This is a genomic window from Paenibacillus sp. FSL P2-0121, assembly GCF_037975345.1.
In the GTDB taxonomy this organism is placed as follows: Bacteria; Bacillota; Bacilli; order Paenibacillales; family Paenibacillaceae; genus Paenibacillus_AQ; species Paenibacillus_AQ odorifer.
Genome location: NZ_CP150245.1, coordinates 3,618,583 through 3,636,826 on the forward strand (window position 1 = coordinate 3,618,583; position 18,244 = coordinate 3,636,826).

The 18,244-nt window shown below is 41.7% G+C and carries 15 protein-coding genes; 13 read left to right on the top strand and 2 right to left on the bottom strand.

Annotated elements, in window-relative coordinates:
- The first annotated feature begins 61 nt into the window (after positions 1 to 61).
- Both MKY54_RS16000 and MKY54_RS16005 read left to right on the top strand, forming a co-directional pair.
- Entirely contained in the window at positions 62 to 814 is a 753-nt protein-coding gene (locus tag MKY54_RS16000; RefSeq protein ID WP_339187038.1) for an SDR family NAD(P)-dependent oxidoreductase, read from the top strand.
- 284 nt (positions 815 to 1,098) lie between these two features.
- The gene (locus MKY54_RS16005) at positions 1,099 to 1,671 is read left to right on the top strand and encodes a TetR/AcrR family transcriptional regulator (protein ID WP_076277331.1); all 573 of its coding nucleotides are present in this window, start codon (positions 1,099 to 1,101) and stop codon (positions 1,669 to 1,671) included.
- A 201-nt stretch (positions 1,672 to 1,872) separates the two neighbouring features.
- Here MKY54_RS16005 and MKY54_RS16010 read toward each other — a convergent pair whose 3' ends face one another.
- Positions 1,873 to 3,582 (bottom strand): glycoside hydrolase family 2 TIM barrel-domain containing protein, encoded by a 1,710-nt coding sequence (locus MKY54_RS16010; protein ID WP_076190308.1) that lies wholly within the window; start codon positions 3,580 to 3,582, stop codon positions 1,873 to 1,875.
- Positions 3,583 to 3,731: 149 nt separating this feature from the next.
- Between MKY54_RS16010 and MKY54_RS16015 the strand changes: the two genes are divergently transcribed.
- The 4 genes from MKY54_RS16015 (at position 3,732) to MKY54_RS16030 (ending at position 8,037) form a co-directional block, all read left to right on the top strand.
- Entirely contained in the window at positions 3,732 to 4,574 is an 843-nt protein-coding gene (locus MKY54_RS16015; protein WP_076278521.1) for an AraC family transcriptional regulator, read from the top strand.
- Positions 4,575 to 4,687: 113 nt separating this feature from the next.
- Positions 4,688 to 5,470 (top strand): ABC transporter ATP-binding protein, encoded by a 783-nt coding sequence (locus tag MKY54_RS16020; RefSeq protein WP_339187041.1) that lies wholly within the window; start codon positions 4,688 to 4,690, stop codon positions 5,468 to 5,470.
- A gap of 296 nt (positions 5,471 to 5,766) precedes the next feature.
- The gene (locus MKY54_RS16025; RefSeq protein WP_339167864.1) at positions 5,767 to 6,450 is read left to right on the top strand and encodes a MarR family transcriptional regulator; all 684 of its coding nucleotides are present in this window, start codon (positions 5,767 to 5,769) and stop codon (positions 6,448 to 6,450) included.
- A gap of 234 nt (positions 6,451 to 6,684) precedes the next feature.
- Positions 6,685 to 8,037: an MATE family efflux transporter gene (locus MKY54_RS16030; protein ID WP_076130493.1), complete on the top strand. Its 1,353-nt coding sequence runs from the start codon at positions 6,685 to 6,687 to the stop codon at positions 8,035 to 8,037.
- Between the two features lie 129 nt (positions 8,038 to 8,166).
- On the opposite strand, the gene MKY54_RS16035 is transcribed toward MKY54_RS16030, so the two are convergent.
- On the bottom strand, positions 8,167 to 9,144 hold the full coding sequence (locus tag MKY54_RS16035; protein WP_076130494.1) for a biotin--[acetyl-CoA-carboxylase] ligase: 978 nt from the start codon (positions 9,142 to 9,144) through the stop codon (positions 8,167 to 8,169).
- Between the two features lie 246 nt (positions 9,145 to 9,390).
- Here MKY54_RS16035 and MKY54_RS16040 point away from each other — a divergent pair, with 246 nt between their 5' ends.
- The 7 genes from MKY54_RS16040 to treC all read left to right on the top strand — a co-directional run bounded on the left by MKY54_RS16040 (position 9,391) and on the right by treC (position 18,211).
- Positions 9,391 to 9,942, top strand: coding sequence for a biotin transporter BioY (locus tag MKY54_RS16040; RefSeq protein WP_036677150.1), 552 nt, complete (start codon positions 9,391 to 9,393; stop codon positions 9,940 to 9,942).
- 119 nt (positions 9,943 to 10,061) lie between these two features.
- On the top strand, positions 10,062 to 11,495 hold the full coding sequence (locus tag MKY54_RS16045) for a helix-turn-helix domain-containing protein (RefSeq protein ID WP_076130496.1): 1,434 nt from the start codon (positions 10,062 to 10,064) through the stop codon (positions 11,493 to 11,495).
- Between the two features lie 161 nt (positions 11,496 to 11,656).
- A complete protein-coding gene (gene deoD / locus MKY54_RS16050; protein ID WP_076130497.1) occupies positions 11,657 to 12,364 on the top strand; it encodes a purine-nucleoside phosphorylase in 708 nt (235 codons plus the stop codon).
- 47 nt (positions 12,365 to 12,411) lie between these two features.
- Positions 12,412 to 13,716, top strand: a complete 1,305-nt coding sequence (locus MKY54_RS16055) for a purine/pyrimidine permease (RefSeq protein WP_076302118.1) — start codon at positions 12,412 to 12,414, stop codon at positions 13,714 to 13,716.
- A gap of 15 nt (positions 13,717 to 13,731) precedes the next feature.
- Positions 13,732 to 14,913, top strand: a complete 1,182-nt coding sequence (locus MKY54_RS16060) for a NupC/NupG family nucleoside CNT transporter (RefSeq protein WP_036677141.1) — start codon at positions 13,732 to 13,734, stop codon at positions 14,911 to 14,913.
- Positions 14,914 to 14,933: 20 nt separating this feature from the next.
- Entirely contained in the window at positions 14,934 to 16,121 is a 1,188-nt protein-coding gene (gene deoB, locus MKY54_RS16065; RefSeq protein ID WP_339187045.1) for a phosphopentomutase, read from the top strand.
- A 347-nt stretch (positions 16,122 to 16,468) separates the two neighbouring features.
- A complete protein-coding gene (gene treC, locus MKY54_RS16070) occupies positions 16,469 to 18,211 on the top strand; it encodes an alpha,alpha-phosphotrehalase (RefSeq protein WP_339191210.1) in 1,743 nt (580 codons plus the stop codon).
- Positions 18,212 to 18,244: the final 33 nt, after the last annotated feature.

Here is an 18,244-nt window from a genome sequence, read left to right on the forward strand (position 1 = left end):
TGAACAAAACTCTATTGAAATGTTGTTAAATGATCAAAAAACTTAAAAGGGAGAGAATAATATGAAATATACAGTGATTACAGGAGCAAGCTCAGGAATTGGGTATGAAACAGCATTAGCGTTTGCTGCACGCGGTAAAAATTTAATTTTGGTAGCTAGAAGATTAGATAAATTAGAAGAACTTAAATCAACAATTCAGAATATTGATCCTAATGTAGATGTTATTGTTCGTTCAAGTGATCTGTCTGTTACAGAGCAGGCTTACACACTGTATAACACTTTGAAGGAATACCAAATAGAAACCTGGATTAATAATGCAGGACTTGGTGAAGCTTCTTTTGTGGTAGAACAGAATTTAGATAAAGTTGAAATTATGTTACGTGTTAACATCGAATCCTTGACGATCCTTTCTACACTATTTGTGCGAGATTATGCTGATGTAGAAGGAACTCAGTTAATTAACGTATCATCCGCACTCGGATATGCCATTGCTGTTGGGAGCGTTGCTTATTCTGCATCTAAATATTATGTTAGTGCCTTCACCGAAGGGCTTGCAAAGGAACTAGAGCTTAAAGGCGCGAAATTAAAAGCAAAGGTTTTAGCACCAGCAATAACTGAAACGGAATTTGTGAAGAAATCTATAGATGCTGAAGAATTTGATTACAAAGCAAACATGCCTAAATACCACACTGCCAAACAAATGGCGAGTTTCATGGTAGAGCTTTATGATAGCAATGATATGATAGGAATTGTTGACCAGAACTATGACTTCAATCTGAGAGATCAAATCTATCCAATTATATCTGAGTTATAAATCGAATTAGATATTAGTCACTAAAACGATCGTTGAAGAAACTGGAGCAAAAAGAACTGGCTTCCCTATTCTTAAACGTGGGGTACAACTTTTTTGCATACGCTGGAAAAAGATTGGACTCTGGATTGTTTATAAGCAGACAAAGTAAGAATTCTTCGGTAAGCATCAGTTAAGTTATCATGTTATGAATAAAATCAAGCATCTTGCTTGATTTTATTTACGTTTTATATATTAGTTTGCGGATCGTTTACTTAAATGTATAATGATTGCTTGAGGTGATTACAATGGCAAGAAGCAAAGAATTTGAAATTAATGAAGTACTAGATAAAGCGATAAAACTATTTTGGATGCAAGGTTACGAGAAAACTTCAATGCAAGATTTGGTAGACTGTATGGGAATTCACAGAAGAAGTATCTATGATACATTTGGTGATAAGCACGCCTTATATTTGACGGCACTCCAACGGTACGAATCTACTCAAAACAAAAAAATGAGCTTCTTGGTTGAGAAACAAGAACCCGTAAAGGAGATCATTCGACAATTTCTAGAATCCTCGATGAGGAGCGAAGGAGAACCTCAAGGATGTTTCATAGTTAATTCGGGTGTGGAGTTGGGAGTACTGGATCCGGAGGTTGCATCCTTTGTTGAGAATAGCTATTCAAAAACGGAGAAGTTGTTATATGACCTCGTTCAGACTGGCCAGCAAAGAGGTGAACTTAGAATTTCACTGGAGCCCGAGGCTATTTCCCATTATTTAATGAATGCCTGGTTAGGACTACGTACAATGGTAAAAACGGCAACGGACCATGAGAAATTAACAAGTATTATTCATACCATACTGATCACTCTAGATTAAAACTCCTTTATCTAGCACTTGTATCGAATGCCGAAAATAGACAATCAACTTACTGCTACCCGAGTACGCAAAGAATAGAACCGACTTAATACGCCCAGTTTAACTATATAAATACCGCGTCCGACACCAGCTGTAAGGAACTAAGAATGCAGACACTAAAAAAACCCATGTTGACGATGGGCTTCTTAGTCAATGTGGATATTAATCTGTCCAAGATCGATAGATACGGCGCACTTCACGGAAGGATTGTTTAGGTTTGCGGTATTCATTAACCAGACCCTTGTTGTTGAAGCCGCGGGCACGGTCGCGAAAGTTCTTGCTGCTGCTCTTCAGATCGCCGCGGATGTCTGCAAACTGCCAGATGTAGGTCCCGCCAATTTTCGAATCATTTTTGAAGATCGCCAGTGCTTCAGTTACAATATCTGCCTGATAATCCTCGCTGAACAATCTCTGCTCCCAGCCCACATCCCCAAATAGTCCAGCACCACCGAATTCGGTCATGAGCACTACCTTGTCACCGGCTCCCATCTGCTCCGCACGCACATGGAACTGTTCCAGCATGTCTTTAAAGCTGGCTGTATCGCCTTCGTACCAACCAAAATATTTATTAATACCGATAACATCGAATAAAGGAAGTAGAATATCTTCGAGTGGATGCATCGTAGCGTAGGTGACAAGCCTAGTACTGTCGAGTTTCTTCACCAATCCGACTAGAGCTTGTGTGAAAGCATATGCTTCTTGCGTCCGGGTATCAATCTCATTATGAACGGACCAAAAGATCACACTTGGGTGATGCATATGCAAGCTGATCATTTCTTCAATCATAGTCAGTGCACGCTCCTGGAAGAGCGGCTCACTTACTGTTTCGTTCGGCAGAAAGGCTCCCCATATCGGAATTTCGCTCCAGTATACAATCCCTTGCTCATCGAGTAGATCAAGCCAATATGGGCTTTGGGGATAATGAGAACCCCGGACGGAATTGCAACCTAACTCCAAAATGATACTGAGCTCCTTGTGCATCAGCTTCGGAGGGAAGGCGAAACCCCACTCAGGATGCTCTTCATGTCTATTCACCCCCTTAAGATAAACGGGTGAACCGTTAATTAGAATCCGATGATCCTTTGTTTCAATATAGCGAAAACCGATCCGTTCAATCTTGTCGTCTTCCTCTGTCCGCAGTTGAAAGGTATACAGTTCTGGAAGACCTACGTTCCACAAACGTACTTCAGGCATAAGCAACTTGAACGTATGACTGAGGGTCTGGCCAGTTTCAATCTGTACTTCTTCCGAGTGCAATTCATGTCCGCTTTCGGAGAATGTGATCTTTGTAGTGTGCTGCTCCTTAAAGAAGGAATGGAGCCTCACCTGAACAGTGACATCGGCATCTGGTCCATGCAGTTCATAATCAATCTTCAGTTGTTCGATGTAAAGTTCAGGCAAATATTGCAGCTCCACCGACCGTATGATTCCCCCATAATGAAACCAATCCACCTGCTCCGTAGGAATCGTAAGTCGGTCCAAGGTGCTGTCCGTCCGGACGATAATCTCATGTTCTCCTGCTCCTAAGGAAGGAACAATAAATTCAAAAGGTGTAAATCCTCCATAGTGATACCCAAGGTGCTGCCCGTCCAAATAGACATCGGCGTGGCCCAGCACGGCATGAAAGATGAGTCTGACATGCTGCGAATTCACAATCTGTATTTTTTTACGATACCAACCGACACCTTCATAATCGTACATTCCCAGTTCATTATTCCAGCACGAGGGCACATAAAGAGACTGCCAAGAATGTGGAAATCGCTCAAACCATTTTTCTTGAACACCCGTATTTAACGGATCCTTCATGAAATCCCAAGGCCCATCCAACAGCGCAGTTCTCCGAATTTGATACTCGCTAAAAGTCCTTAACAAGTGTGTTCCTCCTTTTTTTCCTGTAATGTATTGTGAATTTCAGACATCTTGATAATATGGATAGTAACATTTGGAGTTTAAGCAATGAATAGAAAAAAACGTTACCGTCTTGTTTAAATCGCTCTTTTAGCAGCAGGAGGGGATATTAATTGGAAGAAAATGATTACAAGCTGAATGACCTCACAGTGCATATCCATTTTGTACTCGACAAAGCTACTTATCCCGGCTGGGAGGACATCCGTAACATGGTAAATGTGCACAGCTTGTACTGGATTCATGAAGGTAAAGGGGTTTTCCTGACCAATGTTGAGCACAAAGTAGAGGCTGGAATGCTAATCTATTTAAAACCAGGCCTTAAACTGTCCATGCGCTCGCAGATGGATGCTCCACTTCGCATAACGATGCTGCTCTTCGATTGTGCAGAGCTTAGTTATGATGCGGTATGGAAGGAAGTCAAGCCAATCGGAAAACTGAGACTTCCCTTCTTAAGCCAATATAACCAACAGCAGGCTGAGGAAATTAGCCAGCTGGTCTGGGGGATTCACCAGGACTGGCTACCCGGACTAACCGATGGTATAGCTGTATCCCGGGCTAAAATGCAGATCCTGCTGCATAAGCTGCACCAGACCGTACAACCGGACTGGAATCTGATGGAGTCTGGAGCTTTCGCCGCCTTCGAACAGATCAAGAAAACTCTCGAGAACGACTATAAGGATCATCACCGGATTGAGAAATTGGCGGAGAAATACGGCATTTCGCCATCTTACTTGCGGAAGATGTTCCTGAAATTTACGGGGATGGGGCCAAAGGAATACCATATGCACTTACAGAACCAGCAAGCTTGTCGTTATCTGGTTTTTACCGATTATCCAGTTAAGGAAATCGCCAAATTATGCGGGTACTACGAAGAATATCATTTCAGTAAGATTTTTAAACAGCTTAACGGGATCCCTCCGACAGTATACCGAAACAAACAGAGAATCAAAGATTAATTGTCCGTAGAACCGCTGGCGAGAAAATCTTGCGTTTATGTTTTTTTACGGGAAGGACTTTACCATGATAATATTGAACTCATTGAAGCATGTTTAAGGAGGGAAAATTGGGCATGATTATATCACTCAAAAATGTATCATGGCAACGTGATACGACAATGATCTTACGCGATATGAATTGGGAAGTGAAGCAGGGACAACACTGGTGTATCGTCGGTCTGAATGGATCAGGAAAAACGACGATGCTAAACGTCGTGAACGGCTATATCTGGCCGACAACAGGACAAGTCGAAGTGCTGGACCATCGCTTTGGCGATGTGGATTTGAGAGAGCTACGCAAACGAATCGGTTGGGTAAGCACCTCCTTGCAGCAGAAGCTGTACGGCCATCAGACTGCCCTGAACATCGTCCTAAGCGGAAAATTCGCGACGATTGGTCTGTATGATAAGACGAATGAAGAGGATCAAAAGCAAGCCGAGGAGTTAATGGAGTTTCTAGACTGCTCTTCTTTGGCTGGTCGTACATATGATACCTTGTCGCAAGGACAGCGTCAGAAAGTCCTCATTGCACGCGCACTAATGGCCAATCCAGATCTACTAATCCTTGATGAGCCGTGCACGGGACTAGATATTTTTGCACGTGAACAGCTGCTGCAGATGATCGAGAAGATAACAAAGCAACCTGGTGGACCAACCTTGCTGTATGTAACCCATCATATCGAGGAGATAACACCATGCTTCACGCACACGCTGCTGGTAAAGAACGGTGAAATCTACAAAGGTGACGAGACAGTAAACTGCTTGCAGTCAGATGTTTTGAGTGATTTCTTCGATACCCCCGTTGAAGTACAGGAACATCATAACCGCAAGTGGCTTATACTTGCCGGTGATAAGTAGAATATCAAGGCACATCGAATAGGCGAGCAAACCGCTCTGAAGTGGTTTGAAGGATTGCTTGCAGATATAAAAAATGAAAACTAATCACAATATAATTTTAAAATAACCCGCGCAATGCGCGGGTTTTGTATTTGTTTGCAAGCTTATAAGCCACGTCCATAAACAGTCAAACAATATATTAACGGTACCTGTAAAAAAACATTTTGACATATCTAACAGGTACCGTTATAATACAAATCAACAGGTACCGTTATAAAGTTAAACAGGTACCGTAAAAACTTAATGGAGGATTCATTATGGACATGAATACTGAATTGTACGAAAAACTCGCGAAACTGCAATGGCTGTTGCAAAGGCAACACTTGAAGTCTCATGCCGCGGTTGGTCCTATGGCCGACGCATCACGTGGGCAAGGGAGGATATTAGCGTTTCTTCGGATGAAAGACGGTATCAGCACCAAAGACTTATCCTATATGTTGGACATCCGTGTATCATCCCTCAATGAATTGCTTGGTAAACTGGAGAAAGCAGAATACATCACCCGTAAACCCTCAGAAACAGACAAACGTATCATGTTGATTTACCTAACGCAAAAAGGACAAGAGGAAGAGAAACAAGAGATAGACAGCGGCAACATATTTTCTCGCTTATCGCCAGAAGAGCAGATAGCTTTCGGGGATTACCTAACTCGCGTCATTACAGCTTTGGAGGAAGAACTTGGATCGGACGGAGAACGTGATTTGATGGCTATGTGGATGGAAGCTGCCAAGGCGCGTATGGGAACAGAGGAATTTGAAAAAATGATGGCTATGCGCGGACAAATGCACAGAATGTGGGGAAATTCTAGGGACGAACGCTTTAGCGGAAGGTTCCCTGGATTTGGCGGAGAAGGGCGTGGTGACATGCGCGGATTCGGCTGGCCTTCCAGCGATGACAGTAATTCGTCACCTGACAAGTCACATGACCCAGACGATAAGTAATTAAAGTCTTTTAGCAAACAGTAGCTGAGGCGCTGCCTTTCCACCAGAGAAAGATGAACGGCAAAGGCAGCGTAATGTGAAACTGAAGAATAGTCAAATTTCGTACGCCAAATCTGAAAACTCGTCGTTAGGGTACAGGTTTGCTTGTTGCTGCGTCACGGATCATATTGGACCGATAGTTAGAATTCTAAGTAATTTCAAAAAACAAAATAAAGAAAGATAGTGGTGAACCTTATGGATGCAGAAAACCTCCATTACTTTGAAAAAGCACCTGTCGCAAAAGCCGTAGCTCACTTCGCAGTACCGATGATGCTAGGCATGTCGATGAGTGTCATATACTCCATTTTGAATGCCTATTTCCTTGGTACACTGGGCAATACTGCGATGTTAACCGCACTCGCACTAACTTTACCGTTATTCGCCGCCATTATGGCGCTAGGTAACTTGATTGGTATCGGTAGCAGTGCATTCATCTCCCGTTTGCTGGGAGAGAAAAAATATGATGATGTAAAGCATGTGTCTTCATTCGCCTTTTACAGCAGTTTAGCTCTCGGTCTTATTTTGATGGCTGCCGGCATCCCGTTGATCGATTCAATCGTTCATGGCTTGGGAGCGACGCCTGACTCCTTCGGGTTCACGAAGGACTATGTCACGATTATGCTTATTGGTTCACCTTTCGTCGTTCTATTCTTCACGCTGGAGAATATCGTGCGCTCGGAGGGGGCAGCGATCACTTCGATGATCGGCATGCTTCTCAGTGTTGTTGTGAATATTATTCTCGATGCGCTAGTCATTTTCGTCTTCCATTGGGACGTGATCGGGGTTGCATCTGCTACAGTCATTTCTAACTTGGTTGCAAGTGCATTCTACGCCTTCCACATGGGATATAAGAGCCAATTCTTAACCATCTCTGTAAAATGGTTCAAAGCTTCCAAAGACATTCTCAGCAATGTATTTAAAATTGGAGTACCCGTTTTTGTTATGAGTCTCTTCATGGGTGCAATGTCACTTATCTTTAACCGTTTTCTGGTCGAATATGGGGAGCAGGCCATTGCGGCCTTCGGAATTTCATCACGATTATTACAATTTCCAGAGGTTATTCTGATGGGCTTATGTGAGGGAGTCGTGCCGCTGATTGCCTTCTCTTTTACAGCCAATAAATTACGCATGAAGCATACCATTACATTCACAATCAAAGTGACTGTGGCATTAGCAGCCGTGTTCGGCATTATTGTATATCTGATTTCCGACCACTTAATCGGTTTATTTACGAATGACCCGCAATTAATTGAACTGGGCAGCTATATTCTTCATGTAACGTTCTTATCCCTGTTCATTTCAGGAACGACCGCGTTGTTTACGGGGATCTTCCAAGCGACAGCACAAGGAACCGCCGCCTTTATTATGTCAATTATTCAAGGTGTTACTCTGATTCCAGTATTGTATATCGCTAATCGAATGAACGGTTTCCACGGAGTAGTCTGGTCGCTCGTCATTTCAGATGCTGTTGCGTTCCTTGTGGGTGCCATCATGCTGTATGTTCTGCGGAACAAATTGCAGCCTGATTTAGATACTTTAGTACAGTAAAATTCTAAGCTTTAAGTTGAAATTTTTAGTTCATCTAAAAAAACCTTGGATCAGCAAGGTTTTTTTGGCTCGTATGATGAAGCAGCCTGCCATGAGGCAGCACTAGCTGCTTTGGAGGCGAAGCTCCAGTTAAATTTTAATGCTGACTTCTCCACTTGAAAGATATTCCTCGTCACCATTCTCATATCTGACTTTCAGATGGCAATCGTCATCGATATCAATGGCTGTTGCTTTACGTTGTTCATTATCCTTTATCACGGTCACAGGTTCGCCAAGTGAAATTAACCTTTTTTTGTATTCGGAAAGAAACAATCTGTCCGTTAAATGTTCATAATATCTCATGAAATGGTTTAGTACTTCTGCAACGAGACGGTTGCGGAGATCACCATAAGGATTGTTTTCGGAAATTACAGTTGTCGCAATCTCGGTAAGATCATTGGGAAAGCCTTCGGAAGGGAGGACTACATTGATACCGATGCCGAGGACAGCATAATCAAGCCAGCCGTTTTCCAGTGACACGGATGCTTCGGTAAGGATCCCGCATACTTTTTTACCTTCCATAAAAACGTCATTTACCCATTTAATCTGCGTTTCTTTACCGGATACGCTCTCGATAGAAAGGGCTACAGCTACTGCGGCGCAAGTGGTCAATAAAGCTGAGTCTGTTGCGGACAGCTTGGGACGCAGCAGGATGCTCATATAGATACCCGTTCCAGGTGGAGAAAAAAATTTCCGGCCCATTCGCCCGCGACCAGCTGTTTGTTCTTCCGAAAGAATCACTTTACCTTCAGCTTCTCCATTTGAGGCAAGGTTTTTTACGGCTTCATTCGTGGAAGATATGGTCTTAAAGACTTCAACACGTAACTTTTGCCCCTGAGTATCCAGGTACTTTGAAATTGCACTGGTTGATAAGATATCCGTTTGTGGTGACATGGAATATCCTTTATTGGTTACAGCTTGTATGGAATAACCGTCTGTCTGTAAAGATTTTATGGCTTTCCAGACCGCGCTGCGCGTCACGGATAACTGAACGGCTATTTCCTCGCCGGAAAAATATTCACCCTTATTACTGTCGAGCAAGGCAAGAATATGTTCTTTTACTGTCATGAACTTAAACCTCCAAAAGTATAACTCTCCGACCAAAACCCATTGAATAGATTAACATCCAACGATTGCGACTGATACTCTAATTCTATATAACAATATGAAAAACTCAAGCATGGTATTTCATTCTATTGTAAACCATATATTAATTTATGGTTTACAATAAAGAATATCTCCATTATAATTCAGCTTACTGGACGTATTTGCTAACCAGAATACAATCATTGATATCCAATGGAGGTCATTTTTTTGAAGACAAAAGAACTTATTTATGCTGCATTATTCGCAGCACTTATCGCGGTGTTGGGGATGATACCGCCCATCCCCCTCGGCTTCATCCCCGTTCCGATCACTGCCCAGACGCTTGGCGTCATGTTGGCTGGATGTTTTCTGGGGAAACGGATGGGCGCCCTCAGTCTCATTATTTTCATCATACTAGTAGCCATTGGGCTGCCTGTACTGACTGGCGGTCGCGGCGGAATCTCGGTGTTAGTTGGACCTTCTGCAGGATACATATTTAGTTTTCCAATCGCGGCCGGCCTTATTGGCTGGTATTCCGAAAAAATCTGGCCGAAGGTTCGAACTTGGAAGCTGGTAGCTATCAACATAATCTTCGGTGTATTACTAGTGAGTCTGATTGGTGCCCCTGTCATGGCATTGATAACCAATACTTCGATCTGGGCTGGTCTTGTCGGAGCGTTGGCCTTTCTTCCGGGAGACATCATCAAAGCCGTTATTGCAGCCGTCATAACGATGCAGTTGAAAGCAATAAGCCCTATAGAAGAAAAAACACAAATATAATATGATGTGAAACTCGGGTAAATAAAACCCGGGTTTTTTTATTGAAAAATAATAGGGTTATGGTTGCGAATTTGTTTATACTATAAAAATTAAAACGAAATTGAAGTGGGTGTGGAAAAATGGATAAGGGATTTAATTTAGCTAGTCAACTATTAACGCTGCTTGATACAGAATATAGATGGTTTACCTTAGCGGAAATCGAAAAAAGTTTAGGGATCTCTGATAAGACCATCCGGAAGATGGTGGAGGAAATCAGCAAGCAATTACCATCTACTGTAACCATTGAGGTTTCTAGAGGAAAGGGAATAGTTCTTCAACGTGATGGGCGAAGTACGATTAGTGAAGTGATTTCTTCTATGTTCAGACAAACCATCTTTTATCGGCTGATGGATTTTTTGTTTACGAATGTGGGTCGACTGTCAGTGGAAGAGCTCTCCGAAGCCATGTTTATGAGTACCTCGTCTTTGAAGAAATTGATTGTGCAATTAAATAATGATGATCTAAAAGCTTATAAGCTACGCATTAGTTTTTCTACCCCCATGATCAAAGGGAATGAAATGAATATTCGATATTTTTATTGGAAGTTATATTGTGATGCGTATGAGTTTACAGGCTGGCCCTTTGCGAATGTTGATTTTGCTTATATTAATCAGTTAATCACAAATATAGAAAATGAGAATAAAATTGTATATTTTATCAATTCCAAAAGGAGATTATCGTTTTTGTTGGCCATTGTTATAGAAAGAGTGGCTAAAGGAAAATGTGTGAAAATCGACGAAAATGCTTACCCTTGGGAAAAGGGGATGTTTTATTTCCCAGTGAAAACTATTGCAAAACGTCTTGAGGACAAGCTGTCCCTTGAATTTCCAAACAGTGAAATATTCTTTATGCAATCCATGGTTAGTCTCAGCCAATATCATTATTATGAAGGGTCAGAGATCACTCCGATGAAAGAAGTCGAATTACACAAGGATAAAGAAGAATATCAAATGGGGAATCTACTTCTAATGTTATTAGCAAAGGTATACCCGAACTTAGATATGCAAGAACGGTTTATTTTGGAGATTTACGGTTTCTTTGACAAGCTATTAATCGAAAATGCCATTCCTGAATGGATGATGATTTCAACAAGTCATTTAACAACATATGTTCAAAAGGAATGCCAACAGATTTATCAAGAATTGCAAACCTGTATGCAAACGTGGAATAAAACTTACCCTTCCGTTTTGTTTAATCATTTTCATTTAACAAAGCTAACCTTAATTGTCCGCTCGAGTTTACGTTATAAAAGTAAGAGGGCCTTTTTAGTGATCGGGGAAGAATTTTCAATTCGTCATTACATAGCAGATTTGATAAAGAAGGAGATTGGGGATCAGTTGATCCTTAATACTTCCATAATGAAAGGCTTGACCGACGAGATCATGCAGCAAAATAATATCGATCTTGTCATTAGTAATATCCCGGTTGCATTAACGACAGTGCCTGTTGTTATTATTTCCACGATCCCCTCTAAAAGAGATTTAGACAACATTCGTAAAGAACTGCTTTTATAATTTGACCAATTATTTTCCGTAAGCTCCGTAAGTTTTTGGTCTAGTTTGTAATGTTAAAAAACCTTATGCTCAATCTAGTTTCGAAACTGATTTTACTTGAAGGCAAGTGGAAAGCGATTTCGGTAAACCTCAGTTTACTATTAAAAGTTGGAGGAAGAACTATGAGTAGGCATTTAGGTGCAAATAAGGGAGAAATAGCAGAGCTCGTTTTGCTCCCAGGAGATCCTTTACGTGCAAAGTTTGTGGCAGAACACTTTTTAGAGGAGGCTTATTGTTATAACGAAGTAAGAGGGATGTATGGATACACTGGATTATACAAGGGTGTGCCTGTGTCGGTTCAGGGGACAGGGATGGGAAATCCATCGATGAGTATCTATGCAACAGAATTGATCGTCGATTATGAAGTTAAGAAATTGATTCGCATTGGTACATGTGGCGCGATGCAGGAAGATATCAATATCCGCGATATTATATTAGCCCAAGCAGTATCTTCAGACAGTAATATGACGGAAAAGATCTTTCATGGCTGTAATTTTGCACCAACGGCAGATTTCTCATTGCTAATGAAAGCATATCAACAAGCACAAGCTAAAAATGCAAAGGTGTTTGTTGGTAACATCTATAATTCTGATGAATTCTATCGTGAAAATTTAGATCGGCTTCATAAGTTCATGGATTTCGGTGTATTAGCTGTAGAAATGGAAAGTACCGCCCTATACACTTTAGCCGCTAAATATGGTGTAAAAGCGTTATCGATTTTGACCGTCGGCAGTCAATTGTTAAGACAGGAGCACCTAACTCATAAAGAAAGTGAACAATCCTTTTATGAAATGGTCGAAGTAGCTCTTAACACAGTCGTTGAAGGCTGATTTATTGATAAGAGTGCAGTGTTGTTAGAAAAGAGAGTGAGAAAGAAATGAAGGTAATACTGTCAGGATTGCAGTGGATGATTTTTATGATCGCTGGTGCAATTGCAGCACCCATTGCTATCGCAGATTTATATAACTTAACACCCATAGAGACTTCTGGACTCATTCAGAGCACCATGATTACTTTAGCAATAGCTGGATTTTTACAAGGCCTGATGGGTCATAAATTCCCTATTCATGAAGGTCCAGCAGGGTTATGGTGGAGCATTTTTACCATTTACGCGAGTTTAGTGGGGGGACTCTATTCCTCTAACAACGGCGCTTTACAGGCTTTAAGTGGAGCGATGATCATTAGCGGAGTGTTGTTTATCCTAATTTCAGCATTTAAGCTAATGGATAAAATCGCTCGTCTTTTTACTCCAACCATCACCTTTATTTATTTACTTTTATTGATCTTTCAATTAAGCGGATCTTTTATGAAAGGGATGATGGGGATTACCATAGCCCACACCATGTTAGATGTTAAAGTATTCATCCTTAGTGTGATCGTGGTCTGCATTACCTTTTGGTTAGGCAACAGCCGCTTTGTATTACTAAGCCAGTTTTCAATAATTCTCAGTATAGTGATAGGCTGCCTATTATTTATAATCTGCGGTAGTATGCCGGCGGTTTCTCGTGCGGATACTCTATTTAAGCTGCCGGAAATATTCCCATTTGGAACACCCCGATTCGATGCCGGGACAATTACTACTGCATTTTTACTAACCCTATTATTAATAACCAATGCAGTGGCATCCATCCGTTTGATGGAGACCGTTATGAAACCAAAGCAAGGGGATCATCGTCGTTATTTGCGCGCCGGGTTTACTTCTGGAATTACGCATCTTATTAGTGGTGGTTTAGGAGCGGTCGGCTCAGTCCCTATTTCGGGAGCGGCGGGATATGTTGAGCAAACAGGGATGAGGGAGCGCAAATCATTTTTAATAGGCTGCAGCTTAGTGATCTCAATATCCTTGTTTCCGCCTATGATGAATTTCATATCTGCGATTCCAGCTCCCATAGGCTATTCTGTTACCTTCGTCATTTTTGTGAAGATGGTCGGACTAGCGCTAAAGGAATTGAAAAAGGTTATTCATGAAGAGCGAACATTTATTGTCAGTGGGCTTTCCCTTTTAGTGGGTGTAGGTTTAATGTTTATTCCCGCATCAGCTACGGCCCATTTATCTCCGATTGTGATAGCCATTTTAAATAATGGATTAATATGCGGAAGCCTGTTAGCGATTATTTTGGAACAAGGGTTAATGTGGAAAGATGCATTTCGATATGAGGATTCCAAGAAAATTAACCGATAATTTGGAGGGCTAAAAATGCATTATCTAATTTCTATTGCTGGTCTGGTTATTGTTCTATTACTGGCATGGCTAGGAAGTAACAATAAGAAAAAGATTAAATATCGTCCAATCATTGTAATGATTGCTATTCAGATAGGTTTGGGATTAATTATCCTAAAAACGAGCATTGGAGAATTTTTGATTAAAGGGTTTGCTGATAGTTTTGCAAAATTACTTGGATACGCCAATGAAGGTACTGACTTTGTGTTTGGCGGCATTGCAAATGAAGGGGCTCATACATTTTTCCTTTATGTTTTGATGCCCATTGTTTTTATGTCAGCATTGATAGGGATTTTGCAACATTACAAAATACTGCCATTCATTATAAAGTATATTGGTTTGGTGCTAAGTAAAATAAATGGCATGGGTAAATTGGAATCTTATAATGCAGTTGCAGCCGCAATTGTCGGACAAAATGAAGTATTTATTTCGGTGAAAAACCAGCTTGGACTATTGCCAAAACATCGCTTGTATACATTATGTGCGTCTGCAATGTCTACGGTATCCATGTCAATCGTTGGTTCCTATATGACGATGCTAGAACCTCGGTATGTAGTAGCTGCATTGATATTAAACCTATTTGGCGGATTTATCATTTCATCCATCATTAATCCGTATGAAGTTACACCTGAAGAAGATATTGTTGAAGTTCAGGTAGAAGAAAAACAAACGTTTTTTGAAATGCTGGGCGAATATATTATGGATGGCTTTAAAGTAGCCATAGTAGTTGGGGTAATGTTAGTTGGTTTTGTGGGAATCATAGCTTTAATTAACGGAGTCTTCAGTGGCATATTCGGAATCTCGTTCCAAGGAGTGTTAGGCTACGTCTTTGCACCCATCGCCTTTCTTATCGGTGTGCCATGGCATGAAGCTGTTGAGGCCGGTAGTATTATGGCGACAAAGCTTGTTGCGAATGAATTCGTTGCTATGCTTGACTTTGTTAAGATTCAAGAAGGTTTAAGTGGCCGTACTACAGCCATTGTCTCTGTTTTTCTAATCTCATTTGCTAACTTTGGGTCGATTGGTACCATTGTGGGTGCAGTGAAGGGATTGAATGAAAAGCAAGGGAATATCGTCGCACGATTTGGATTAAAGCTGTTATTTGGCGCCACACTTGTAAGCGTTTTATCAGCTTTGATTATCGGTATCATATTCTAGTTGTAGCAAGGAGTATTAACATGAAACAAACACCCCGGTTTAAGCGGATTTTCGTCATCGTTATGGATTCTGTAGGCATTGGTGAAGCTCCAGATGCTGAAAAGTTTGGGGATGCAGGATCACATACATTACGGCATATTGCAGAAAAAATGAATGGGCTACATGTTCCTGCGTTATCCAAGCTAGGGTTAAGTCATATTGACTCAATACCCGGAGTTCCCAAAGTGGAGCGCCCTTTAGCTTATTGGACCAAAATGCAGGAAGCTTCTAATGGAAAGGATACGATGACAGGTCACTGGGAAATCATGGGCCTACGAATTGATGTTCCTTTCAAAGTGTTTTCTGAAGGGTTTCCTTATGAATTAATTAATGAATTAGAAGAAAGAACAGGACGAAAGGTGATTGGGAATAAACCCGCTAGTGGTACAGCTATTCTCGATGAGCTTGGACAAGAGCATATGAACACAGGCGCACTCATTGTCTATACTTCTGCAGATTCCGTGATTCAGATTGCGGCTCATGAAGAGGTTATTCCTTTGGAAGAACTGTATCAAATCTGTGAGATTGCCAGAGAGATTACTTTACGTGAGGAGTACATGCTAGGCAGAGTGATTGCTAGACCATTCCTCGGGCAGCCCGGAAATTTCAAAAGAACATCGAACCGTCATGATTATGCCTTGAAGCCTTATGGAAGAACCGTGATGAATGAGCTCAAGGATGCCGGGTTCGATGTACTAGCGATTGGCAAGATCTCAGATATATACGATGGGGAAGGTGTCACCAAGTCTTTCAGAACAGTGTCTAACATGGATGGCATGGATAAACTCATGGAGACCCTTCATACTGATTTTACAGGACTTAGTTTCTTGAATCTTGTTGATTTTGATGCACTTTATGGCCATCGTAGAGATCCGATCGGGTATGGGAAAGCGCTGGAAGAATTTGATGATCGTTTACATGAAGTTCTAGCGGAGTTATGCGAAGATGATCTTCTTATACTTACGGCAGACCATGGGAATGATCCCATTCATGCGGGTACGGATCACACCCGTGAATATGTTCCTTTACTCCTCTACAGTAAGAGTTTCAATCGACAAGGGGAGCTGCCTATATCGAAGACTTTTTCGGATATTGGAGCAACAGTTGCTGATAACTTTGTTGTGACCATGCCCCAATTCGGTAAGAGCCTCCTACAAGAGCTTAAATAAACTATAATTTGAATAGACATTTTGAATAGAAACAGGATACCTAACTTGTATTAGTAAAAGGTATCCTGTTTGATTTTTTGTCTACATATCTTTGTATCTAAAAAGCTGCCGAGAAAGCGGCTTTTTTTGTTATTACGGATCAAATATTAGGGTAATAATCAATTATTAAAGGGGGTAATTTTAGAGCCACCTGTCGTTAACCCTTTTTTCGATGAATCGCATTCTAATACAACGTTATAAATAATCTAGTTTCTACTCATACCACTCCTTCTATAGTTATAGTATTGACAACCTGTATATACAGGTTTAAACTGTGTGAAGTGTTTGAACTTGTATATACAGGTTTAATGGTTGAAATAAAGGAATTCTTTTTGGAGGTGTTCAACTTGAGTCAGTCCCAGTATTCGGAATGGTGGCGCCGCTCCACGGTGTATCAGGTGTACCCGAAGAGCTTTAAGGACACTACAGGCAACGGAACAGGAGATATTAAAGGACTTATTGAGAAATTAGATTATTTGCAGAAGCTTGGAATCGATATTGTCTGGTTACAGCCGGTTTATGTTTCGCCGCAACATGATAACGGTTACGATGTAGCAGATTATGAAAATATTAACCCGGATTTCGGTACGATGGAGGATTTTGACGAGCTAATACAGGAACTGCATAGACGCGAAATGAAGCTAATGATCGATATCGTGGTTAACCATACCTCGACTGAACATGAGTGGTTCAAACAGTCCATTTCAAGCAGGAACAACCCTTTCCGTGATTACTATATCTGGAAGGACCCGGCTCCGGACGGCGGCTTACCCAACAACTGGCAGTCGAAGTTCGGTGGGCCTGCCTGGCAGTTCGACGAAGCGTCGGGACAATATTATCTTACTCTCTTCGATAAAACCCAAGCGGATCTGAACTGGGAGAATGAGAAGGTACGTAGAGCAGTGAATGATATGATGTTATTCTGGGCTAAAAAGGGTGTCGACGGCTTCCGCATGGATGTAATTAATTTAATCTCCAAAGATCAGCGCTTCCCTAACGATGACGGGAGTGTTCCACCGGGGGATGGACGTAAATTCTATACTGACGGTCCACAGGTCCATGCATACATCAAAACAATGTATGAAGAGGTGTTTGGTCCGTTTGAGATGGTGACTGTAGGAGAGATGTCCTCAACTACACTGGAGCATTGTATCCGGTACTCAAGTCCCGAAGAGCGGGAATTTTCTATGACCTTCAATTTTCATCATTTAAAAGTCGACTATCCGAATGGACAGAAGTGGGAACTGATGCCTTATGATTTCGAGGCAATGAAACGGTTGTTCGCGCAGTGGCAGACCGGAATGCAGAAAGGCGGAGGCTGGAACGCACTATTTTTTAACAATCATGATCAACCGCGTGCCCTTTCCAGATTCACTGATGATAAGGTCTACCGTGTGGAAAGCGCCAAGCTGCTCGCGACAACTCTGCATGGCCTTCAGGGAACACCTTATGTATATCAAGGGGAAGAAATCGGTATGCCGAATCCGGTATGGAAAAGCATCGATGAGTTCCGCGACATTGAGTCACTAAATATGTACCGCATTCTGTGTGAACAGGGGAAAAGCCCGGAGGTTGCTCTCAGCATTCTCCAAGAACGTTCGCGGGACAATTCACGTACGCCGATGCAGTGGGATGACAGCCGGAATGCCGGATTTACCACTGGTACTCCATGGTTGAAGGTAGATGAGCGGTATCCAGACATCAATGTGCAGAAGGAACTGGAAAACCCTGATTCCATCTTCCACCATTACCGCAAACTAATTGCACTTCGCAAGGAGTATGGAGTATTCATAGAAGGTATTTTCAAGAGACTCGATGAAGGTCATCCTGAAGTCTTCGCTTACGCCAGAACAGGAGATGGGGAGACACTTGTTGTGGTCTCGAACTTCAGCAATAAAGAAATCTCTTTCCGCTTTAAAGACAATCACTGGACTGAATTGTCGCCAAGTGGTAAGGACGAGCTTCTGATTGGGAATACAGCAGATGCACCATCATTAACACAAGAGCTTCAGCTTAGTCCTTATGCTTCCTACATGTGGTTAGTCCGCTAACGAGGTGTACTTGAGAAGGAGCACACATCAATT

Bases quoted from the DNA above. Each gene is read 5' to 3' on its own strand.
- deoD (WP_076130497.1), top strand. From the start codon at position 11,657: ATGAGTAGGCATTTAGGTGCAAATAAGGGAGAAATAGCAGAGCTCGTT.
- MKY54_RS16035 (WP_076130494.1), bottom strand. From the start codon at position 9,144: ATGACAGTAAAAGAACATATTCTTGCCTTGCTCGACAGTAATAAGGGT.
- MKY54_RS16045 (WP_076130496.1), top strand. From the start codon at position 10,062: ATGGATAAGGGATTTAATTTAGCTAGTCAACTATTAACGCTGCTTGAT.
- MKY54_RS16030 (WP_076130493.1), top strand. From the start codon at position 6,685: ATGGATGCAGAAAACCTCCATTACTTTGAAAAAGCACCTGTCGCAAAA.
- MKY54_RS16000 (WP_339187038.1), top strand. From the start codon at position 62: ATGAAATATACAGTGATTACAGGAGCAAGCTCAGGAATTGGGTATGAA.
- MKY54_RS16055 (WP_076302118.1), top strand. From the start codon at position 12,412: ATGAAGGTAATACTGTCAGGATTGCAGTGGATGATTTTTATGATCGCT.
- treC (WP_339191210.1), top strand. From the start codon at position 16,469: ATGGTTGAAATAAAGGAATTCTTTTTGGAGGTGTTCAACTTGAGTCAG.
- MKY54_RS16025 (WP_339167864.1), top strand. From the start codon at position 5,767: ATGGACATGAATACTGAATTGTACGAAAAACTCGCGAAACTGCAATGG.
- MKY54_RS16005 (WP_076277331.1), top strand. From the start codon at position 1,099: ATGGCAAGAAGCAAAGAATTTGAAATTAATGAAGTACTAGATAAAGCG.
- MKY54_RS16020 (WP_339187041.1), top strand. From the start codon at position 4,688: ATGATTATATCACTCAAAAATGTATCATGGCAACGTGATACGACAATG.
- MKY54_RS16060 (WP_036677141.1), top strand. From the start codon at position 13,732: ATGCATTATCTAATTTCTATTGCTGGTCTGGTTATTGTTCTATTACTG.
- deoB (WP_339187045.1), top strand. From the start codon at position 14,934: ATGAAACAAACACCCCGGTTTAAGCGGATTTTCGTCATCGTTATGGAT.